This is a genomic window from Clostridium sp. AM43-3BH, from assembly GCF_003479985.1.
Taxonomy (GTDB): Bacteria; Bacillota; Clostridia; order Lachnospirales; family Lachnospiraceae; genus Otoolea; species Otoolea fessa.
This window is the reverse complement of sequence record NZ_QUIH01000007.1, coordinates 18,431-40,795: the sequence shown is the minus strand read 5'-3', so window position 1 is coordinate 40,795 and position 22,365 is coordinate 18,431. Positions and strand designations below refer to the sequence as shown.

General features: G+C 49.4%; 20 protein-coding genes. 4 read left to right on the top strand and 16 right to left on the bottom strand.

Annotation, left to right across the window (positions count from 1 at the left end; genetic code table 11):
• Nucleotides 1-63: 63 nt before the first annotated feature.
• The 4 genes from DW931_RS11640 to DW931_RS11625 all read right to left on the bottom strand — a co-directional run bounded on the left by DW931_RS11640 (nt 64) and on the right by DW931_RS11625 (nt 4,640).
• Nucleotides 64-1,233 carry an alanine dehydrogenase gene (locus DW931_RS11640; RefSeq protein ID WP_107001824.1) on the bottom strand — a complete coding sequence of 390 codons (1,170 nt, stop codon included), beginning with the start codon at nt 1,231-1,233 and terminating at the stop codon, nt 64-66.
• Between the two features lie 333 nt (nt 1,234-1,566).
• The gene (locus DW931_RS11635; RefSeq protein ID WP_118469329.1) at nt 1,567-2,244 is read right to left on the bottom strand and encodes an RraA family protein; all 678 of its coding nucleotides are present in this window, start codon (nt 2,242-2,244) and stop codon (nt 1,567-1,569) included.
• An 86-nt stretch (nt 2,245-2,330) separates the two neighbouring features.
• Nucleotides 2,331-3,584 carry an SLC13 family permease gene (locus DW931_RS11630; RefSeq protein ID WP_118469331.1) on the bottom strand — a complete coding sequence of 418 codons (1,254 nt, stop codon included), beginning with the start codon at nt 3,582-3,584 and terminating at the stop codon, nt 2,331-2,333.
• A gap of 9 nt (nt 3,585-3,593) precedes the next feature.
• A complete protein-coding gene (locus DW931_RS11625; RefSeq protein ID WP_118469332.1) occupies nt 3,594-4,640 on the bottom strand; it encodes a beta-propeller fold lactonase family protein in 1,047 nt (348 codons plus the stop codon).
• 120 nt (nt 4,641-4,760) lie between these two features.
• Here DW931_RS11625 and DW931_RS15965 point away from each other — a divergent pair, with 120 nt between their 5' ends.
• Nucleotides 4,761-4,931, top strand: coding sequence for a hypothetical protein (locus tag DW931_RS15965; protein ID WP_182426676.1), 171 nt, complete (start codon nt 4,761-4,763; stop codon nt 4,929-4,931).
• On the opposite strand, the gene DW931_RS11620 is transcribed toward DW931_RS15965, so the two are convergent.
• The 3 genes from DW931_RS11620 to DW931_RS11610 form a co-directional block, all read right to left on the bottom strand.
• Nucleotides 4,904-5,785 (bottom strand): LysR family transcriptional regulator, encoded by an 882-nt coding sequence (locus tag DW931_RS11620; RefSeq protein ID WP_118469333.1) that lies wholly within the window; start codon nt 5,783-5,785, stop codon nt 4,904-4,906. The genes DW931_RS15965 and DW931_RS11620 overlap by 28 nt on opposite strands.
• 169 nt (nt 5,786-5,954) lie before the next feature.
• Nucleotides 5,955-6,836, bottom strand: a complete 882-nt coding sequence (locus tag DW931_RS11615) for a LysR family transcriptional regulator (RefSeq protein ID WP_118469334.1) — start codon at nt 6,834-6,836, stop codon at nt 5,955-5,957.
• A 326-nt stretch (nt 6,837-7,162) separates the two neighbouring features.
• Nucleotides 7,163-9,124, bottom strand: coding sequence for an aconitate hydratase (locus DW931_RS11610; protein ID WP_118469335.1), 1,962 nt, complete (start codon nt 9,122-9,124; stop codon nt 7,163-7,165).
• Between the two features lie 411 nt (nt 9,125-9,535).
• On the opposite strand from DW931_RS11610, the gene DW931_RS11605 reads away from it, so the two are divergent.
• Nucleotides 9,536-10,420 carry a gamma-glutamyl-gamma-aminobutyrate hydrolase family protein gene (locus DW931_RS11605; protein WP_181357266.1) on the top strand — a complete coding sequence of 295 codons (885 nt, stop codon included), beginning with the start codon at nt 9,536-9,538 and terminating at the stop codon, nt 10,418-10,420.
• A gap of 321 nt (nt 10,421-10,741) precedes the next feature.
• Here the strand turns inward: DW931_RS11605 and DW931_RS11600 are convergent, their stop codons facing one another.
• From DW931_RS11600 to DW931_RS11585, 4 genes are all read right to left on the bottom strand, one after another.
• Nucleotides 10,742-12,427 (bottom strand): glycosyl hydrolase family 18 protein, encoded by a 1,686-nt coding sequence (locus DW931_RS11600; RefSeq protein ID WP_118469336.1) that lies wholly within the window; start codon nt 12,425-12,427, stop codon nt 10,742-10,744.
• Between the two features lie 261 nt (nt 12,428-12,688).
• Nucleotides 12,689-12,943 carry a hypothetical protein gene (locus DW931_RS11595; RefSeq protein ID WP_022358865.1) on the bottom strand — a complete coding sequence of 85 codons (255 nt, stop codon included), beginning with the start codon at nt 12,941-12,943 and terminating at the stop codon, nt 12,689-12,691.
• Between the two features lie 91 nt (nt 12,944-13,034).
• On the bottom strand, nt 13,035-13,652 hold the full coding sequence (locus DW931_RS11590; RefSeq protein WP_118482014.1) for a hypothetical protein: 618 nt from the start codon (nt 13,650-13,652) through the stop codon (nt 13,035-13,037).
• 72 nt (nt 13,653-13,724) lie between these two features.
• A complete protein-coding gene (locus DW931_RS11585) occupies nt 13,725-15,146 on the bottom strand; it encodes a serine/threonine-protein kinase (RefSeq protein ID WP_118469337.1) in 1,422 nt (473 codons plus the stop codon).
• A gap of 323 nt (nt 15,147-15,469) precedes the next feature.
• Here DW931_RS11585 and DW931_RS11580 point away from each other — a divergent pair, with 323 nt between their 5' ends.
• Nucleotides 15,470-16,219 carry an adaptor protein MecA gene (locus DW931_RS11580; RefSeq protein WP_107001812.1) on the top strand — a complete coding sequence of 250 codons (750 nt, stop codon included), beginning with the start codon at nt 15,470-15,472 and terminating at the stop codon, nt 16,217-16,219.
• 139 nt (nt 16,220-16,358) lie between these two features.
• On the top strand, nt 16,359-16,529 hold the full coding sequence (locus tag DW931_RS11575) for a 4Fe-4S binding protein (protein ID WP_107001811.1): 171 nt from the start codon (nt 16,359-16,361) through the stop codon (nt 16,527-16,529).
• Between the two features lie 83 nt (nt 16,530-16,612).
• Here the strand turns inward: DW931_RS11575 and DW931_RS11570 are convergent, their stop codons facing one another.
• From DW931_RS11570 to DW931_RS11550, 5 genes are all read right to left on the bottom strand, one after another.
• A complete protein-coding gene (locus DW931_RS11570; protein ID WP_118469338.1) occupies nt 16,613-17,335 on the bottom strand; it encodes a helix-turn-helix domain-containing protein in 723 nt (240 codons plus the stop codon).
• A gap of 207 nt (nt 17,336-17,542) precedes the next feature.
• Nucleotides 17,543-18,025: a GNAT family N-acetyltransferase gene (locus DW931_RS11565; RefSeq protein ID WP_107001809.1), complete on the bottom strand. Its 483-nt coding sequence runs from the start codon at nt 18,023-18,025 to the stop codon at nt 17,543-17,545.
• 78 nt (nt 18,026-18,103) lie between these two features.
• Nucleotides 18,104-19,435 (bottom strand): replicative DNA helicase, encoded by a 1,332-nt coding sequence (gene dnaB / locus DW931_RS11560; protein WP_022358873.1) that lies wholly within the window; start codon nt 19,433-19,435, stop codon nt 18,104-18,106.
• Between the two features lie 16 nt (nt 19,436-19,451).
• Nucleotides 19,452-19,898 carry a 50S ribosomal protein L9 gene (gene rplI / locus DW931_RS11555; RefSeq protein WP_022358874.1) on the bottom strand — a complete coding sequence of 149 codons (447 nt, stop codon included), beginning with the start codon at nt 19,896-19,898 and terminating at the stop codon, nt 19,452-19,454.
• 2 nt (nt 19,899-19,900) lie between these two features.
• Nucleotides 19,901-21,949, bottom strand: a complete 2,049-nt coding sequence (locus DW931_RS11550) for a DHH family phosphoesterase (protein ID WP_118469339.1) — start codon at nt 21,947-21,949, stop codon at nt 19,901-19,903.
• Nucleotides 21,950-22,365: the final 416 nt, after the last annotated feature.

The window sequence follows — 22,365 nt, the reverse complement described above, 5'->3', positions numbered from 1 at the left end:
CTTTTCATCCGTATCCCCATACGTTTCACGAAAAGCGTTCTGCCGATATCCTTTATCTGAAAATCACTTCTCTAATTTGATAAAGTTATCCGAATGGCTCTTGGTTGCCGACGGAGCCAGATCCAGTTTCTGATCTGCGATCTCTAAGATGTCTTCCGGACGAACCCACGGTCTGCCCTGGATAGCACTTGTCTCCTCATGGGTTAAGTATCCCTTGTAGGTGGTTAAGCTGCGGCGCAGGAAACCATCCTTTGCACACGCCTGCGCCACGCCATTGTTGATGATGCTTCTGAAGTGCGGCAGTACGGATGCTGCGTATGCGATCGAGGTAGACTGGGAAATTGCGCCCGGAATGTTGCTTACGCAATAATGTACGACACCTTCTTCGATGTAGCGCGGATTTTCATGGGTGGTCTCATGGAATGTCTCGATTGCACCATAATCGTTGCTAATATCTACGATAACGGAACCTTTCTCCATCGAGCGGACCATCTCGCGGTCGATCATGTATTCTTTGGCATCCTTCGGCCATCTAACACAATTATATACGACATCTATCTCTGGTAAAATCTTTTTCAGATTATAACGGTTGGAAATCTGGGTGTTGACTTCCTCATTGAACTGTTTTCCGATATCACGCAGGGTTCCGATATTAATATCCATAACCGTTACCCACGCGCCCAGCGCATGAAGAACAGAGATTGCTGCGCGTCCTACCACGCCGCCTCCAATGACCAGCGCCTTAACGCCCGGAGCACCGCCGAGACCGTTGACGAATTTGCCCTTGCCGCCGTTGATGGAGAGCAGGGATTCCAGGCCAAAGAGTGCACCCGCCTTACCAGCTGCCTCACAGTTCGGTGAACCGTAACGGTGGGAATCTTCTGCGGTAAATGCAATACACTTACTGTCGAGAAGTGCCTGTACCTCCTCCGGATGTGCTGCCGGATGGATGCAGGTAAATACGATCTGGTTTTCACGGAGCAGCTTGTACTCGCACGGTTCAAACTCTTTTACCTTTGCGACGAAATCGCAGGTTGCATAAATTTCTTCCTTTGTATCAACCAGCTTCGCGCCCTCTTTCACATATGCCTCATCCGGGAATCCAGAACCTTCGCCCGCGCCCTTCTGAACGTAAACCTCATTGCCGTCACCTACCAGCATGCTTACCTCTGCCGGGGTTGCGATGACACGGTACTCGCCTACTTTGATGTCTTTCAATACGCCAACTTTCATAATGTGTTCCCTCCATGTAATATATTTTTCTTTTTGCTTGATACTTTTGCTTGATACTCATATATACAGCAAGTTCCGTGCCAACTTTTACGTTTTTCGATTTTATTTAATATTTTTCTTTTTTATTTTCCAAAAAATTCGAGGTTTTCCTTGTAAATACAAGGTTTTTGTCGAATTAAAATTTTTATTTATTTTTTTGATAACCTTCCAGGAATGACTCGTTCTTGTCTCATTTTTTTCATAATGCAAAAAATGACTCATTTATGAGCTTTTATATGCTCATAAATGAGTCATTCAAATTTTATTTTTAAGTCATATGCCGATTTTTGAGTCCTACTGCCCGACTTCCGCCGCTGCCAGCTTTCGCGACTCCGTCAGCGTCTTTCCCTCGCGCAGATGAACCGCCACGCGCTCCTCGCGCTTCGCGATCCGGGAGGCGGATTCGTAGACTTCCGCGATCTTTCCGGACGGAACCACGACCACGCCGGTCCGGTCCATCACGACCATGTCGCCCGGAAAAATCAGGACGCCGCAGAGCGTCACCGGCACATCCACGCCGACTGTCTCGATATCGTAAGCGCTCTTGTTTGGTGCAGTTCCGGCGCTATATGCCGGAAAACCAAATGCCGCGATGTCATCGATATCGCGCAGGCAGCCGTCGGTCAGCTCGCCTTGCACGCCGCGAAGCTGTGCCCGGAGTGCCAGCAGGTCACCGCCCGTCGATACATTCATGATACCGCCCATGGAAATCACCAGCAGGTCGCCCGGTTCCGTTTTGTCATCGATCACTTTTCCGTGCTTTGCCAGGTTCACGCCGTCCCACGGTGTACTCCGGCGCTTCTGCAAAATCGTGCGGGCAAATCCGGCTGCACGCTTCTGGGAGGGATCGATCGGATGAAGTCCCAGCACACTGCCGCGTTTTAAACCAAGTCCGTCCATGGCATCTGCCACATTTCCGGTCGGGAGGGCGCTATAGCGCTCCACCCACATCATTCTCTCTTCTGCTGTCATATTTTCCTCTTCCTATTCTCAAACCATATCTTTACAGGCTTCTGCCCGGCTCTTTCATCTATCCGATATGATGCTTTCTTTTTCCACTATACAAACAGATGGTAAATACCCAGGAAAGAAAATACCGCTACCACTGCCAGTGCCAGGAAGGAAACGGCAAACAGCTCTACAAACATACGGTTCTGCGGGAAACGTTCTTCCGCATTCTCCTGCTGAGAAACACCTGCCATGATGAGCGCGCCGGTTGTGGAAATCGGAGTAAATCCTACGATCGTTCCACCGATTACAATCACCGATACCAGTTCGATGGCATCTGCTCCCAGCGTTGAAGCCAGTCCGCTTGCTGTCGGAATCAGAGTCGGGAATACAACTCCAAGACCGGAACTGAAGAAGGACATAAACCCAGAAGTAATACCCATGATCATCGCAGCAGTCCGTTTGCTCATAACATGCTCCAGAGCCGCTACCATGATATCGATACCGCCGGACAGGGAGATAACATTCATTAAAATGCCAACGCCCAAAACCATAATAATCACATTCCACGGCACCATCTGAACTGCTTTCTTCTCATCACCGCAGCCAAAGATAATTAACAGCGACCCCATTAAAAATCCCATCAGACCGACATTCCAGGAGAAGAACAGAACGCCGACTGCCAGACCAGCCAGTGCTGCCAGGGAAAGGAGCTGTTTTCCGGTAAATTTCGGAAGCTCTGCTTCTTTTCCGACTGCCTTTACATCCACTTTCCAGCCTTTATAGTAAATGTAGACAAGTACCATGGTTGCCAACGCCGTCAGAATCAGGCAGAACATGATCGGAACGGTGTCTGCCTCCAGTCCCTGTGCTGCCATCAGTTCACGGACAACGGCTGCCTCCGGGGTCAGCGGACTCATACGTCCGGACATAACGCCCAGGTCACCGATGATCGCCGTCATAATCGGGTTGATGCCTGCGGATGCCGCAACCGGGATTGCGATAACCGGGATGATTGCCAGGCTCGGAATTGCGCCCGGTCCTACGGCACTGATGATAAATCCTAAAATATAGATAACAAACGGAATCAGACGTTTCTGTTTGCCAACCAGCGCTACCATCTTGCGTGCTAAAAGTTCCAGGGTTCCGTTTCCGTTAATAATCGCAAACAGATAAGTAATACCGACCATCTGGATGCACAGGGATGCACTGAATCCCTTGATGATATCGGACGCCTTGATGCCGAATACCAGCGCCAGCACAGCAGCGATACCGGTACAGAGAATACCGACGTTACAGTTTTTCACAAATCCAATCACAATGGCTGCCAGAAGGCAGATTAAAGAAATAAGACCTAAGTTCATAGCAACCTCCTATCGAAATGTAATGCAGACCGGACTCTCGGTGTGGATGATCCGTCCCGTGTATTCCATGCGGCCTGTTTCCTCGCAGAGACGCATCTCTACGATGGTATCGCTGTCCTCATTTGCCGCATAAAACAGGCTGTAATCGCGGTTGAAGGAGATAAAACGTGGTGTCAGACCCAGAGTCGGGTAATAGCCTAATTCCTTCATATATCCAGTGTTCTGGTCGATGCGGTAGAGCACGATAGACTCATGGATGCGGTTGGAACCGATGAGAATCTCGCCATTTTTGCTGAGCAAAGATGCACTCGCCTGTCCCTCGCCCGTATAGGTATCTGGCAGAGTCGGAAGTACCTGCAGCGCCTTTAATTTACCGTTCTTGTCATCAAATGAAAGGTAGGTCATCGAATTTCCTTTTTCATTGATTAAGTAAACAAAGCGGTTATTCGGATGAATTGATACGTGGCGCGGCTCATCGTACTCGCGTCCGCGGTAGCAGTCGGTCTGTGTCAGGCTGCCGTCCTCCGGGTTAAAACGGAATACGACGATCTGTCCGTAGCCCTGCAGTCTCGCCTGGCATACAACAAAAAGGTATTCTTTCTTCTGATCCCAAATACACTGGTGTGCAAAGGAGATAGCGCCTTCTTTCTTTCCTGCCATATGCGCAGTGTGGACAATCTCTCCCAGACTTCCGTCCGCATTGCGGCGGATGACATAGACAGCGCCGCCCTGCAGGGCTGCCACTACCATGTAGCGGTTGGTTCGGTCCGGTGTGATGAAGACCGGATTCTTGCCGCCGATCTCGATGGTGTTTAAGGCAGATAAGGTTCCGTCTGCCTCGATCTTATAGCTGCTGACCTGCGTATTGTCGCCGTGTACGGAGTAGAGATATTTCTCCTCCAGATCCATCGCCTGATAGGACGGATTCGGCAGCGTCTCTAAGCACTGAATCTCTTTCCATTCGCCGGTTGCCTCCGAAATTTCGTAAGCCTTTAAGCCCTTGCCGCGTGCATTTCTCTCGCGGGTGGTACGGCATCCTACGTATGCGTAACTCATGTTTGTTTCCTCCTGACCCTTTTAATGCATTTTATTTTTACCCAAAGAATCCGCGTTCCCTCGAATATGCGGATTCTTTATTTCTTGGTTTGATAAAATTGTAACATGGAGAATTGACAAATGGAAATTCAGGATTTGAATGTAGGGGTATTCCGGAATGGAATGGTGCGGATGATGGATGAGATCGCGAGAGGGACGGCGCAGTCCCAGGGATATTCTTCCAGAAAATGCTTGCGCTCTTGGGTCTGCGCCTGTTACCATATTTATTTCCGCTCTATCTTATTGATGTGATAATATTCTTCTGTAAAGGATATAAAATCCATGATATCCTGGTTCCGATAGCAGGAATCGGAAAGCATCATCCAGACGCGGCGGGAGACAGGTTCCTGTTCTTTATTGTAGATCGGGATGAGCTGGAAACGGCTGCGGTCAAACGCCCAGTCGGAGCCGAAGAGAAAGCAGATGCCAAGTCCATTTTCTACCATCTCGATCGCGATATCCGAATATGGGACGAAATGAGCGGCATGGAGGGATTCTCCAAAGTGATCCTTCCACCACTGGTTGAGCAGCAATTTTACCATCGGATTTAAATATGATTCGATGATTGGCAGGTGCTCGACGTCCTCCAGTGCGGTCCCCATCGGCGCCATGATGTAAAGTTCTTCCTCAAACAGGCAGATTTTCTCTCCAAGAAATGGATAATCGCCACAGACGATCGCGATATCGATCGTTCCGTCAGTAATCTGGCGGATCAGCATATCGCTGGAGTTTGGAAATGTCTTAAACTGAAGGCGGTTGTACGCGTCCACATAACCTTTCAGAAGTTTCGGCATATGGAGTCTTGCAAAGGAGTTCGGGACACCGACGCGCACCAATTCCTTGACTCCATGGCGTTCTGAAAAATGTTCACGTATCTCGCCGAGAAAATCTAGCATGATACCTGCTTTTTTTACAAGATATCGTCCATCCTCTGTGAATGTTACACCTTGATTGCTCCGTTTGACAACCTCTATGCCCCATTCCTGCTCAATTGCCTTGACGCGCTTCGTCAGGGCGGACTGTGTCACGTACAAATCCTCCGCCGCCTTGCTGATGCTGCGTTTTTCATATAATTTTCTAAGAATCAGCCAGTCTAGTTCCCGCATTTCTTCCAGTTCTCCTTTATCTCAACATTTTAATTGCATATTGCTTTGTACTTGTTAAATGAATGAAAAAAGCACCCATTTGTGGTAAAATTATTGAACGGATCATTTTTTCGATTCATGGTGCAATTTTTAGGTTAGAGATTGCTTCGTGAATAACTCAGGATGAATTTTATTTTCTATTTTTCCCAGTTTTCGCACCTTCCGCCACATACTCCACAAACTGCGAAAGCGCCGGGGACAGCCGCTTACTCTTCGGATAGAAAAACCAGGTATTCCGTTCCACCGGCGTCCCATCTTTCCAGAAAAGCGGGGTCAGACACAGGTTGTGTTCATTGGCAAAATGTTCTGGAAGAAAACAAAGTGTATAACCAAACCCTCGTTCTATCATCTGCCATGCCACATCAATATAACCAACTGGCATACCATTCCCGACCGGGGTGATGAAATTTTCATTCCACCAGCGCTCCAGAATCTCTCTTGTCCGGTCATTCGTCTTATACTCGATCCGATCTAACCCCGGCAAATCTTCCATCTTAACCGGTTCCTTCGTCACCAGACAGGCGGCGCTTTTACCGACCCGGATGCGCTCCAGCGCCCCCTCATAATCGCCGCGGATAAATCCGACATCCACCGTCCCGTCAAGCAGCTTGCGAAACAACGCATCGCTCTGATCCGTCACGACCTCAAACTGCACCCTGGGATGTTCTTTCCGGTACTGGAATAAAAGTTCCGAAAGCATGTATTTACTGTATGTATAGGAAGAACCGATCACGATCGTCTCCTCCGTGCTCTTCTGCATTGCCGCCAGCGTCTCCGTCGTCTCCTTCATAAACACCAGATACCGCTCCGCCTGATCGGCAAGGTAGCGTCCCTCCGGTGTAAACGAAAGCCCCTTCGGCGTCCGGTTGACGATCGTCACGCCAAATTCCTCCTCCATCTGCTTGAGCCGCTTGGTCAAAGACGGCTGCGTCATGTAAAACGAATTGGCAACCTTCGTCATATTTGGATTTTTATAAAGTGCCTGTAAAATCTGCCAGTCTGTATCTCTCACGGAACATCCCCCATTTTATCGCTTAAATTGATTCTGTCGTTATTTTTCTTTCTCTTCTGCCGCTTTTGGATACGCTGTTTCTTCCTGTGTTATCCTTGTTGAATCCGCATATCCAAAAAGCGCTCCAAACAATGTCTTTTTCTCAATTTCTTTCACAATCTTCACTCTTATTCTACCACAAGATTACTACAAATGTCTTTCTTCCGTCAAGTCGCACGAAAAAGCGCCTGCACATCCGCACAGGCGCCTTTTCCCAAAATAAATAAGTTGGTGAATAAGTAGTTATTGTATATAAAAAATATAATGGAGGCATAATTAATAAATGACTACGCTTCTTTCTCTGCTTCCAGCTGTTTTTTCAGTGTTCTCAGCTGTCCGCCATTTAAGACAACTTCGATTTCCTTATCTGTCAGTTCTAATTTAACCCAGAAGGAAAATCCTTTTGTCTTATCAGTAATCTGCACACGGTGTGCTGCAATCTGCTCCCGCAGGTTATCGATATGAAGTTCATCCGTCTGCTCCAGACGTTCATAATCAGCTCCATCCTCAAACAGCATCGGAATTACGCCATGATTTACCAGATTTCCTTTATGGATACGGGCAATACTCTTGGCAATGACCGCTTTTACACCCAGATACATGGGATTAATAGCCGCATGCTCACGGGAGGAACCCTGTCCATAGTTTTCACCGCCGATGATGATGCTCTGTCCCATTTCTTTCGCACGGGCTGCAAATTCCGGATCATAGCGGTGATAGCAATACTGGGACATCAGCGGAATATTGGAACGCATGCTGCTGAACTCAGCACTTGCCGGTGTAATATCATCGGTGGATACATTATCACGGGCTTTTAAGCTGATAGGAGCATCCAGTGTCTCCTGCGGCGGCTCCGGAACCGGAAGAAACTTGATATTCGGTCCGCGGACAATCTCCACCTTGGCAGCCTCTTCCGGTGACAGTGGCGGCAGAATCATCGAATCATCAATATCGTACTGATCCGGCTCATGGATGGTATCCAGAATCTTCACATTTTCACCCATAATATCTTCTGCCGTTGCGAAAGTTCCCACAATCGCAGTTGCCGCAGCACTCTCCGGGCTGACAAGGTAAATCTTCGCGGTCGGATTTCCGGCACGTCCCTTGAAATTACGGTTGGAGGTGCGGACTGCCACACCGTCGGTCGCCGGAGTCTGACCGATTGCGCAGCACGGACCACAGGCAATCTCCAAAAGACGGACACCTGCATCCAGAAGCATCTCCACATATCCATCGCGCATCAGCTGACGGTACACCTGCTTGGAAGAAACCGCACAGGTACAGCTTACATCCTCATTCACATGATGTCCCTTAAATACAAGTGCTGCTTTTGCAATATCGGCATAGCTTGCATTGGTACAGCTTCCGATAAATACCTGCTGTACTCTCTTCTTTTCCGCCTGATGCAGCGGCATAACATTGTCCGGCTGGTGCGGACATGCGATCAACGGCTCTAACTCGCTTAAATTGATATCGATCGTCTCGTCGTACTCGGCGTCCTCATCCGGAAGAAGCTCTGTGTATGCTTCCGGACGTCCCTGTGCAGCCAGAAATCTCTTTACCTGTGCATCTGCCGGGAAAATGGAAGTGGTCGCGCCCATTTCCGCACCCATGTTTGCGATAGTCGCACGTGCCGGAATCTCCATCTCGGCAACTGCCGGTCCCACGTACTCATATACATTTCCCAGACCGCCCTTAATGGTCACGCGGCGAAGCATTTCCAGGATAACTTCCTTCGAGTTGCAGCCCGGTCTTAATTTACCGGTCAGGTTGACACGGACGACTCTCGGCATCGTCAGACGCATCGGAACACCCGTCATCGCCGTTGCTACATCCATGCCGCCGACACCGATACACAGCATACCGATCGCGCCGCCATGCGGTGTGTGACTGTCTCCGCCCATCGATACCTTGCCTGGCACACCAAAACGGGATACATGAACGGTATGGCAGATGCCGTTGCCCGGTCTGGACACATACACGCCGAATTTCTTTGCTGCGGACTGCAAATAAATGTGGTCGTCCGGCGTCTTATTATCTACATATAATAAATTGTGATCGAGGTAGCTGACGCTGCACTCCGTGCGGACACGGTCCAGCCCGATCGCCTCGAATGCCAGATAAGTCATAACGGCATTGATATCGTGTGTCAATGTCTGATCCACCTTGATAAAAATTTCTTTGCCCGGCGTCATATCGCCCGATACGAAATGTGACTCAATAATCTTTCTGGTAAGTGATTTCCCCATGTTTTGATTTCCTCCATTTGGTTTGTCATATTCTCTCGGAGTCTTTCCTGCACTCCGCCATCTCTATCAGCCCCGCAGCCCTGACCCGGCTGCCCGTCTGTTTTTTCCGTCCTTATTGTAACGCCTGCCTGCGGGGAAAATCCAATTAAGAAAGGGAATGAAGGTATAACTTTCTGTTATCAGGGCTTTTCCCCGTACTCCTCCCTACTCAATTCTTCGCTTCCATTTACGCCTCCTTATTTTCGCTCATTTTTCGTATATCTACAAAATTATATTATGTATTTTAGGTAGCATTAAAAATTATTTTATTTTATTATGTAATTTTATGTATCTTTTTGTATTTTTATGACTGTTTTATGTTAGAATCCAGCCATGTTTGGGAGGACAATTTGTATTAGGGAGGAAATTCGAATGAGAAAAATTAAAATGATGACCAGTGCAGTGCTTCTTTCTTTATCCCTGGCTTTTTCTTTAACAGCTTGTGGAACAAAGTCTGAACCGGCAGCCGATACAACAGCGGCTGAAGCCGAAGTAACCGAGACAGAAGGCGAAGCAGAGACTGCCGAAGAAGCGGCGAATGACGAAGAAGAGAAAGTCAAAGTCGGCGTTTCATGGAATGCCGACGAAATCGACGAAGATGCACAGTTATATATAGATGCCGTTACCAAAGCTGGCGGCGAAGCAATTTATCTTCCTCAGATCAAAACCGAGGATGACGCGAAAAATGCTCTGGCAGAAATCGATGCTCTGGTTATGACCGGCGGCGAAGATATTGATCCGAGCTACTACGGCGAAGAGCCAAACGAAAAATTAGAGACTGTAAACGAAGTCAGAGATACTTCTGATTCTCTTTTAATCAAGGCAGCTCTCGATGAGGATATCCCGATGCTCTGCACCTGCCGTGGCATGCAGTTCTTAAACGTATTAAGCGGCGGTACCTTATATCAGGATCTTCCGACTCAGAATCCGTCCGATATCGAACATCGCGATCCGGACCGTAAGGTATTCGCAAAACATGAGATTACCGTAGACAAAGATAACATCGTTGCTGCCGCATTTGGCGGAGAAGGCACCTACACTGTAAACTCCTGGCATCATCAGGCAGTCGATCAGTTAGGTGACAACCTGAAAGTCGTTGCTACTGCTCCAGATGGAATCATCGAAGCAATCGTCAGAGAAGATAAAGACTACGTGATGGGCTTACAGTTCCATCCGGAAGCTATGATCGCTGAAGGTGATGACAGTTTTCTTGCTTTCTACACCAACCTGATCGATCAGGCAAAAGAGGCAGAATAATCACATTTCTCCCAGACAAAACAATATTTTTGATGTTTTAATAACCTCCAGGCGGATGAATCAATCTTTCCGCCCGGAGGTTTTTTGTCCAAGACGCTCTTTTTTATAAAGAAGAATGTGCCTTGGCACATTCTCGCGCCGAGCGCGGTCGCTTGCGACAAACTACATCTTCGCGCGAGTACACATCATTGGCACGTTAGTGCCTTTTTGTGTAATAGGGGATTCCAAGGAATTTCCTATTACATAAAAAAGCAGAAGCCCCACGCTCCCGCATGAGACTTCCACCCTACTTTGAATCATTGAATCTTAATTAAATTGTCTCTACTCCCAGCCAATCACATCCCAGACGTCGCTGGTTTCCAGCCCCAGCCGCCATCCGGCTACGCCTGCCAGGTCGTATTTCTTGATTAAATCCATCTTGAGTCCCAGAGACCTTGTCTCCTCCATCCAGAGCTGCTGTTCGCCGTTCTGGCTGTCCAGCCTGCCGTAATACTGACCAACCGAATCATCCCAGGTCAGATCCATGCCGCTCTCCGAGACCCATTTTGTCGCCTCGGAAATTCCCATCGCACGGGAGGACGCATTGTCGCCGCTTCCCGTCCAGAGCCTTGTGTAGAACGGGACTGCGTTGATTACCTTTTCCTTCGGAACCAGGGAAAGCATATCTTTGATGCCGTTTTCGACATATCCGATCGAAGAAACAGAACCGGCTTCACCGCCTGCATAGTGCTCATCATAACCCATGATAATCACATAATCTGCGACGTTGCCCTGCTCTTTCTGGTTGTAGAAACGGTTATATACCGCCGGAACATAGTTATCGACCGACAGCACCAGCCCTTTCTTTCGGCAGGAAACCGACAGCTCGCGGATAAACTCGATGTAATGGACGCCCGCCGCCGTCTTCAAACTCTCAAAATCCAGATTGATACCGTCAAATCCATAACGGTCCGCCTCTGTCATCATATTTTCAATCAGTTTTTCGCGCACAGACGTCCTGGAAAGAAGCACCTCCGCCTGCACGTTCTTGCTGCATTCGCGGCTGAAATTGTCGAGTACCGCCCAGACCTGCAGACCTTTTTCATGCGCCCGATCCACATAGGACTTATCTGCCAGAGATTCATACGCGCCGCTGTTGCTGCTAAGCGTAAACCACGTCGGCGCGATGACATTGACACCTTTCGTCTTTGCAATCAGAGAATCCATCGCCTGGTTTGCCGCCGCGATCGTTACCTGATGCCAGACCATCACAATCTTCTGATCCAGTGAAATATTCTGGTAGACCGGAGCAGTAAAATCACTCTTTAATGTCTCCTCGTGCAGATTTTTCATCTTCCACTTGTGCATATATCCAATATGACCGTCCGGTGTCATGACTCTCGCCCAGTTGTCATACTGTTCCAGCACTGTCACTGTCCCGCCGCGCTTTATCTCAGTCACAATCGGGCTTTTCAAGCCGCCTCTTAAGCGGATCTTGGCGCTCCACGCCGCATCTGCCACCGTGACCGGATCCCAGTTATTTTCCACGAAAACCCGCTTCTGTGCCTCACCATCATACGCCTGCAGACGCACATCGGTGTATTTCTGAATCAGAGCCAGTGAAAGATAAACTGCATCACCATCCCGGTAAAGGATCTTTTTTCCGTCCTCATCCACGGTCGTCTCGTCGCTTTTCACGATCTCCTCCGGCAGGGCGTACACCAGTATTTCCTCATTGGCATCCCAGTAAAAACGTTCATTTAAGTTCGCATCTACCCACGCAGCCGGCAGATATGTCTGCCCGTCCACGTAGACCCCGCTCTCCTCCTGACGTTCATAGTTCAGATACAGCGCCACCCGGTCGCTGCCGCCCGCCGCGTACAGAGCATCCAGATCCGCCCTCTCCCGGCTTGGCATATATTTGACCGCTGCAATCACGCCAACGGCTGCCACGATTAAAAACAGCACAAACCCGAAAATCCGTCCCAGACAGCCCGAACGTGCTTTCCTTGATCTTCCTCTTTCCATGTTTTCCTCCGGTGTATGTTAAGGTAATACCATAAGCACTAAGCTCGAAAATACCTCGCTAAGTGCCCTTATTATATCACACCAGCTCCATGGAATGTTGACTTTTTTCTTAACTCCTCTTTCATTTTCCCTGTAATAGGTTACTGTTTACGCATACGTGCCCAGTAACTGTAATAGCACCATCTAAACAGTTCTCACCATTTTCTCCGAAAGAAAAATCCGGCGGACTGTCCAGATACGGACAAAACGGCACCTCTCTTATCACCGGTTGTAAACCCGGTCAAAATGTATCTCTGTCAGCACTCCTGTCTCCGCTCCGACGTAATCAGCCATATAAAACGAGCCGTCCTCCCGGAACTCACACAGCTTCCTGTATTCTTCTGGCCTGCACTCCCTCCCATCAATTAAAATCTGGATTCCTTTGCTTTTATATCGCTGTAATCCCTCGACAAATATTCTCTGCTGTTCCCTACGCCTCCTCTCTGCCTCTTCTTTTTTACTTTTTCTCACTACCATTCCACACCTTCTCCATTCCGCGAAAACAGCCCCTTCTAACTTTTGACCTTTCGGAGATAATCGGTAATTTATAACCCCAGGTCTGCCTCGCTTATCGTAGGAATTTTCCAAAAAAAGTCATGGACTCTCCCGTAACCATCAATGCGTTCTTCTGCAGTGGGATTCGCCGGATCCGGATATCCAGATATTGCTCTGCCATTTTTACAGCTTCCTCTTCTCCAAATGAGACGAAATACTCACACCATTTTTTCCATTTTTGCTTTTCTGCTGCCAATGCCGCAAAATCTGCCAGCTGCCATCCGCTGACCGAACCGACCAGAAAACAGCGGCTGCATCGAAAAAAGGCATCCTGATTCTTCTGTGTCAAGGCTCCGAAGTCGATCACCATCGCCTCCATCCCCCTTTCCGAACAATCGTACCATTCTGCACGTTCAGCCTTTTGATAGAAAAAAATTCCCCTAATTTCAAACGGCTGTCCTGCCCCGTCTATAACCGGTTTTTCCCTTCTTTTTCCCGTCCGGAATATCTTTTCAAGCTGTGCAAATGAGCCGCTCTCATTTTGTTCCAGAACCGCCGTTCGCCGGCACAGAACCCCGGACAGATATGCTGCCGTCATAAGCGAAAAGTGTGTCACCCCAACCGATGGTCCGCTCCCGGCTATCCCGATACATTCCAGGCGTTCTGTCCCGGCCTGCTTTGTGTCTGGCACTGGTTTTTGCCTGAATTTTCGCCCCACTTTTGAGCCTTCGCCCCGTTTTCCGATTCTAATCTGTATTTCCTCCTATTTCCACTGCCACGGGAATCCACCCATAAAGCGCTCCCACCTTCGCCGGATGTTCCGCCAGAGTCCCCCTTCTTTTGCTGCCTGTCTGGTCCCCCGTCCTTTTTTGAGAGCTTCCTCCCGGAAAATCCTTTCAAAAAATTCTGTCTCCTCCGCTGCCTCATTTTCCTGCCCCCGCCTTCCGCCTGCATCGAACGGCGGGGTTAAAAACGGAAGCCGCAGATACCTAAGATGCCGGACCTCCTCCGGAAGATAATCCCGCCCGCATTTTCTGTGATTTAATAAAATCTGGAGTCCCTCTTCTGCTCCCAGAAACCGGATCGCCCGCAGAGAATCTTCTTTCTCCCACGGCTGCAATCCACAGACGAAAAGAATCAAATCATACTCCCCATCCAGAACCGTCTGGAGCCTGGTTCCGCAGTCATCTAAAATCACTTCAAACACCGGCTGTTCCAGCTGCACCACATCGCTGTATCTGGGTTCCAACGCCAGACCGTCCATGTAATAAATTCCATGTTCATCCGGCACCATCCCATACCAGGATGCCAGCCTGCGGACTGCCCCCGTGTCATTCTGCTCCCTGTAAAGGCAGGAAACTCCTTTCTGCCGCAGATATCGGACCGCGCCAAGTGCGGTATGTGTAACCCCGATTCCGCTCCGGCTGCCTGCTACGGCAATCCTGAGAAGTGGTATATGACGTTCTGCAAATATGCGCGCCTCCAGTTTTTCCAATGCCTCTAACACTTCCCGGACACTCTGGCAGCGCTCTTTTTTCTCTGTTCTGAGACATCGCCCCATAAGAATGTACAGATCTCCCCAACAGCTTCCCTGTCCTGCTTTTATCTCCCCCTCTGGGGCATGCCCTGTCCCCATATAGTACAGGAGGGCGCCAATGGCATAGATGTCGGTCCTCTCATCCAGAGTCCCTCCCTCGTACTGTTCGGGGGCTGCAAAGCCTTTTGTTCCATAGCAAACAGATCGTTCCTGGCTCAAAGACGCCAGTGCCGCCTGATCAAAATCAATCAATTTTAATTGTTCCCGGCAGATTAGAAGATTCCCGGGGTGGAGATCTAAATATAAGATTGGATTTGGTTTGAATGAATGCAGATAATTCATGATCCGGCAAAGCTCAATTCCCAGACGGATAAGCTCTCCCGTTTGCAGACTGCCCGTTCTCTCAATTCGGGCATACAACGACTCACCGCACAGATATTCCTCGATGAGATAATAATAATTTTCGTCAATTTCCAGATCGTAGATGATCGGGATTCCCGGATGGCGCAGCCGCTTCAAAAGCGCTGCTTCCTGAATGAAACCGCTCTCTGTCCGCCTGACACGCTTAATCGCTCTCTCTTCATCAAGCCCCAGATGCCTGGCTAAAAAAACAGTTCCGCTCCGACCGCGTCCGATCACACGTTCCAGCTGGTATTTTCCAAATAGAACGGCTGCTTCCGTACCGCGCCTCCTTTCGGTCTATACCACCTCTCAAGATTCATTGTATACGATCCCCTCGGTTCCCGCAACCGTTTTTAGAAAGATTTTATGCTTTTTTTTCATATTCAAATTGCCAAGTGATTATATTATATAGTATGATGAATACCAAGGTTCCAAAGTCCAAAACATGAGTAAACAGCCTTTTTCCGCAGAAAAATGAGCGGCTTACGAATGTCTTGCAAAATTGCGGAAGTGCGAAGCACGAAGCATTCGGTATCTTAACCACCCAAAAGACAAGGAAGTGAAAATCCATGAAAATAGAACGCATCAACGAAAACCAGATCCGCTGCACCCTGACAAGCAGCGATCTGAGCGCCCGCAACTTAAATCTGGGCGAACTCGCCTATGGCACGGAAAAGGCGAAAAAACTGTTCCATGAAATGATCCAGAAGGCATCGAATGAAGTCGGCTTCGAGGCGGACGATATTCCTCTGATGGTGGAAGCAATTCCGCTCTCCAGTGAGAGCATCATGCTGATCATTACCAAGATCGAGGACCCGGAAGAGCTGGACACCCGCTTTTCACGCTTTTCCCCGGGAAACGAGGACGAGCCTCTGACAGCGCTTGCCAACGAGCTTTTAGAGGGCGCGGACGGGCTTTTAAGCCTATTTACTGACAATGGCAAAAATACCGCCGCAAGCCCGCTGACCGGTTCGGACGCGCCTTCCACTGAAAATGCAGAGCCAGGTTCCAAACTGCCGGCAGCGCGTATTTTTACTTTCGGCTCCCTCGACGAGGTCTGCCGGGCAGCGCGCATCGCAGCTCCAGTCTGCGAAACACCGAACACGCTTTATAAACACCCGTCCGATGGTCGTTACTACCTTGTTGTCCGCCAGACAGCCGACAGCACCGACGCATTCAACCGCCTGTGCAATCTCCTGTCCGAGTACAGCGAACCATTAAAGACTGCCGCTGCCCCGAATGCATTTGAGGCATACTATGAGGAGCATTATGAGACGATCGTCCGGGAGCACGCGCTCTCAACGCTCTCGACCCTGTAGGAATACTGACTTCCAGAAAAATCGGTTTTTTCCATTGCTTTTATTTTAGAACATGAAAACCATCAATTTCTCCTTGAATATTTCGCATTTTTAGTATAGAATATAGCCAAACGCATAAATATAAAAGGAGGATTTTATCATGGCATTTGTAATTACTGATTCTTGTGTAAGTTGTGGTTCCTGTGCTGGCGAATGTCCAGTTGGAGCAATCTCTCAGGGAGATGGCAAATACGATATCGACGCTAACAGCTGCATCGACTGCGGTACATGTGCAGGCGTATGTCCGACCGGCGCTATCGAGCAGGGCTAATTAAACACAAACAAAAACGAAATATCTACATAAAAAAGCCTGTCGTTTCCGACAGGTTTTTTTATGCCCTTTTGCAGAACTTATCACATCTTATTCCCATTCCGTCCAAATTTCTTTTTCTTTACACGGGACCGGAAAAATGGAAACCGCCCTAGCGCAGCCGCTGCTGCTTCCGCTCGCCCCTGGTTTTCCCGCTGATACGCGCGGATGACCTCGTCGAGGCGCTTGAAGCGCTCTTCCTCCCGCTCATCAGAGACCCGCATCAGGTATTCCAGCTCCTTCATCAATTTATCATGCACCAGATAGCTAACATCCTGGCTCAGTTTTTCACTGTTTTCCTCGATCGCGCGCCCGATGACCTGGTTCATGATCTCCTGAAACTGGCGCATTTTCTCCCCCGCCAGAGGCTGGGAAACCTCTGCCTGCGGCAGTTCTGTTTCCTTGTTTTCTACCTCTGTATTTTTTTTCATTTCCATATTTTCCTGCCTGCTCATGTTACGCTCTCCTGTTCCCGTTTCCCGGAAAACCGCCTGTGCCTGCGCTTCCAAAAGCGCTTCCGGTTCTGTTTTCTGATTTTCTTCCACTTTTCCGAGGATTCCCCGTATGGCTTTCAACTGGTACCCCTGTTCCTTCAACTGCTTGATCTGACGGAACAGCTGGATATGAAACTCCGTATAGTACCGATGCCCCAGTTCATTTCTCGGAATCGGAAGCCCCAGCTCGTCCTCCCAGTACCGGAGCACGTGAGCCTCCACCTGCACCTGTCTGGAAGCATCCGAAATCAGGTAATGCTTGTTCTTATTCATTCTGCTTGTCCTCCCCGGTACCTTACTACTACTATATGCGGGGTTCAAACTAAATATGAATAGCATTTACATAAAAAACCAGTTCCGGAACTCCTTCACCATCGATCGGAACGATTACCATATCGTAGCTAAATGCCAGCTCGCTGACGGTAGAAGGCGAATGAATGACATAAATAAAAAGAGGGGATTAAATTTCCCCTCTCCATTCTACAGCTTCTTCTCAAAGCACCAGTAATCATGCCCCTGCAGCACATACTCACCGACCTTCTCAAAGGCCAGCTTCGCGTATGACCGCAGCGCTTTCACATTATCCTTCGCCACCAGCATATGGGCACTCTTGCAGCCGCGTCTTCTAAGTTCCTCCATCGCGCCTGCCAGAAGCTCGCGTGCGATGCCTCGGTTCTGGTACTTCTCCGCCACACCCAGTCTGGAAATTTCTGCCGACGGCTGCAGCTCTTCCGACCAGCACGGAATCGATTCCACCTCCGGATCATCATCGATCGAAACCAGCCCCGCGATCTCCCCCGACACATCATCCCGGATACAAAAAAGCGAATCCCTGGAAAAATCCGACTGAAGCTCCGGCTCCCCTGGATAGATGTCCGTCCAGGCACAAAACTCGGTTCCAGCTAAGGCACGGTAAAAATGGCGGACGGTGTCCAGATCCGATTCTTTTATCAATTCAAACATTTCTCATATTCCTTTTTACATAATAATCTTTTATCAATCATATATTTATCCGGTCCCGTCCCTTACACGATTCTATCGTTATTTCGCCAAATTCGCAAACTTCGTCAGCTCCGGTCTCCACATCAGCTGCACCGTTCCAATCGGACCATTACGCTGTTTGGCAATGATTACCTCCGCGATATTCGGCGTATCCGTATCCTTGTTGTAATAATCATCACGGTACAAAAACATAACCACATCGGCATCCTGCTCAATCGCACCAGACTCACGCAGATCCGAAAGCATCGGGCGGTGGTCCGGACGTGTCTCGCAGGCACGGGAAAGCTGCGACAGGGAGATAACCGGCGCATTCAGCTCTCGCGCCAGCGCCTTTAGTGAACGGGAAATCTCCGAGATCTCCTGCTGGCGGTTCTCTCCGCTCTTTCCGCTGCCGCTCATCAGCTGTAAATAGTCGATAATGACAAGGCTTAAACCGTACTCCAGCTTCACCTTGCGGCATTTCGAGCGCAGCTCCGAGATCGAGATACCCGGCGTATCATCGATGATCAGCTTGGAACTTCCGATCGTGCCGATGCCTTCCACAACGGCATCCCAGTCGGAATCCGTCAGCGTACCGGTACGCAGCTTCTGGGAATCGACATTCGACTCCATCGAAAGCATACGGTTGACCAGCTGTTCCTTCGACATTTCCAGGCTGAATACCATGCACGGAAGCCCTTTTTTGACCGCCACATGCTCGACAACATTCAGAACAAACGCCGTCTTACCCATCGAAGGACGCGCCGCAATCAAAATAAAATCGGACGGCTGGAATCCCGACGTCCGGTAATCCAGATCGATAAATCCGGTCGGAATACCCGTGACGGTGCTGTTGCTCTTCGACGCCGCCTCAATCTTTTCCAGAACATTCAACGCCACCTGCCGGATCGGCACAAACTCTCCGCCTCCGCGGCTCTGGAGCAGGTCAAACACCGATTTCTCCGTGTGCGCCAGAATATCCTCCAGCTTGTCCCTTCCGCCGTAACAGAGGTTTTCAATCTCCTCATTCACTTTTATCAAACGGCGCAGGACTGCCTTTTCCCGCACGATATTGGCATACGATTTGACATTGACCGAGGTCGGCACAGATGTCATGATATCCCGGACAAAGTCCAGGCTGCTGACCTCCGGCGGAACATCTTTTTCGCGCAGCCGATTTTGAAGCGTCACCAGATCGACCGGCTTTCCTTCATTGAAAAGCTCGACCATCGACTCAAACATGACGCCGTACTGGTGCTGGTAAAAATCGGCGCCTGTGATAATCTCAGACGCCGCGATAATTGCTTCCCGATCCATAAGCATGGATCCGATGACTGACTGTTCCGCCTCTACACTGTGCGGGAGAACCCGCTTTATCAGGGCTTCATCCATGATTCAGTCCTCCATATTAAGCTTCTACAACCTTTACTGCCAGTTTTCCGGTTACTTCTTTGTGAAGCTTGATCGGAACTTCGTGTGTGCCAAAGGTCTTAATCGGCTCCGGCAGAACCAGTTTCTTCTTGTCAATATCCAGATTTAACTGATCTTTGATCGCCTTTGCAATCTCCTTGGAAGAAACAGAGCCAAATGCTTTTCCGCCCTCGCCTGCCTTGATGGACAGGGTGATGGACTTATCCTCCAGATGTTTTGCCAGATCCTTCGCTGCTGCCAGATGCTCTGCCGCGATCTTCGCCTCATTTGCCTTCTGCAGCTTCAGATCATTTAAGTTCTTCGGTGTTGCCTCGATTCCCAGTTTCTTTGTCAGAATAAAGTTGCGTCCATAGCCGTCGCTTACCTTTACAATCTGACCTTTTTTGCCAAGTGCCTTTACATCCTCTAATAATACAACTTCCATCGTTATATTTCTCCTTTCTCCATCATATCCGTAATGAGATCTTTTAATTTCTCTCTGGCTTCATCGATCGTCGCACCCTTAAGCTGTGCGCCCGCAATCGTGCGGTGTCCGCCGCCGCCTAAGCGCTCCATGATAATCTGCACGTTGATCTCATCGATCGAACGCGCGCTGAAATAGATCGTGTCGCCCATCTGCGTCAGGATAAATGACGCCTTGATGCCTACAATATCCAGCAGCTCATTTGCCGCCTGTGCGCCAACCACGGTAGGACTTTCAAGTCCTTCGGACGGACACACGGAAATCGCAAATGCGCCGTGATAAATCTCTGCTTTCTGGATCGCCTCAGCTCTCGCCCGGTAGTCCTCCAGCCGGTCGCGGAACAGCTTTCTCACACGCACGACATCCGCGCCGTTTCTACGCAGGAACGCCGCCGCCTCGAAGGTGCGGACACCTGCCTGGTTCATGAAATTGTTTGTGTCAATCACGATACCGGCGTACATCGCATCCGCCTCCGCCGGCTTGATCTTGATGCCGTCGTCGCCGATGTACTGCAATACCTCGGCTACCATCTCACACGCCGAAGACGCATACGGCTCGACATAAGATAACACCGCATTGTCGATGATCTCGCTGCTCTGGCGGTGATGGTCGAGCACCACGATCGTTTTGATCTGCTTGAGCAATTCCGGTGCCTCCGTGATACTCGGGCGGTTGACATCAACCACAACTAACATCGTGTTGGAATCCGCCCACTCTGCCGCTTCCTCGCCGGTTAAGAACAGATCCTCCGGGTAATCAGAGCTGTTTTCAAACCGCGCCATCATCGGTTTCACGGAAGAATTGACCCCATTGATGACGATCCGCGCCTTTTTATTAAAAGAGGTCGCAATCCGCCAGATACCAATCGCCGCGCCAAAGGAATCCGTATCGCCGATCTTGTGTCCCATGATCAACATCTTATCCTTCGTATCCATCAGCTCGCGCATCGCATGCGCTTTGACACGCGCCTTGACACGGGTCGTTTTTTCCAGCTGCTGCGATTTGCCGCCGTAATAGCGGATCTTCGTGCCATCCTTGACAACCGCCTGATCGCCGCCGCGTCCCAGCGCCATATCAATCGCCGTTCTCGCATACTCATAGTTGCGGATGTAGCTGTCTCCATTCATACCCATACCGATACTCAGCGTGACAGCCATATCATTTCCGATATTAACCGTCTTGACATCCTCCAGGATCGAAAAGCGGCTCTCCTGAATCTCTTTCGTGTACTGCTGCTTGATCACAAACAGATACTTGTCATTTTCCAGCTTCTTGACGATACCTTCCATCGCCATAAAATACTTCGTAATTTTCCGGTCAATCAGGGCAACCAGCAGGGAACGGCGTACCTCCTCGACACTCTCCAGCGCCTCGTCGTAGTTGTCGAGATAGATAAGTCCCGCCACCAGACGCTGGTTGTTGATCTGCTGCTTGCAGCGCAGAATCTCCGTCTCATCGCAGAGATACAGCACTAAAAGCATCTCACCGCTGTCCTCGTCCACCGCGCCAAGCTTCATACCTTCCGTCTCGCTCAGCGCCACCTGCTGGATATCGATCCGGTAAAATCTGCCGTCAAATGAAGAATGAACGCTCGTTTTTTCGTCCATCTCATCCAAAAATTCCCGCGTCAGTTCCGGAAAGACCGCCGCGATATTCTTACGGCAGTTTTTATCTTCCCCGACGATCTCCGAAAAGGAGTGGTTCAACCAGAGGAAATGTCCCTCTGTGTCCGCGATGGCATACGGCACCGCCATCTCATAGAGGAGCTGTTTCTGCACCCACGCATACTCCGCCGAAAACTCCACCAGTCCGCCCATCAGACGTTTTCTCCGGTATATGAACAGCCAGAGTGCCACCAGCACATATATAACCGTAAATCCGGACATCACAAGACCGGCAGCCGGGCTCACAATCCCAACTGCCAGGTTCGCCGCCAACAGGAATACCGACAGTATGATCGGCCACTGCAGATACGTCCGCAGCTGACCTCGTATTTTCATATTTTCTTTCATCTCATTCTCCCGTGCATACAATGTTGCTGTCCATGTGCCGGTTTTCAAAATACCTGCCATGAGCAGTAACGATAAAGCAACCAAAATGACTTGATGCCCCTTATTATAGCATAGTGAGGGGGATTCGTCCAGACAATCCCCCCATTGACAAACCAGAGCCGCCGTGCTAGTTATTGTGCACGCATACGTGCCCAGTAACCTGCGCTCGTATATCTTTTACGAAATGCTTTAGTCTCGGCTATAAAGTTGGTCGAGCTAGTAATAAGACACAAAAATAACCGCCCCGGTCCTGCAAACTTGAGCGGTTATTTTTAACTTATCATTTAAGGGTCCAACCGTCTATCGGTGAGATCCTTTATATATAGATAACATAACTACAAAAAATTTCAATCATCTTCTTTGCATTTGTTATCTTA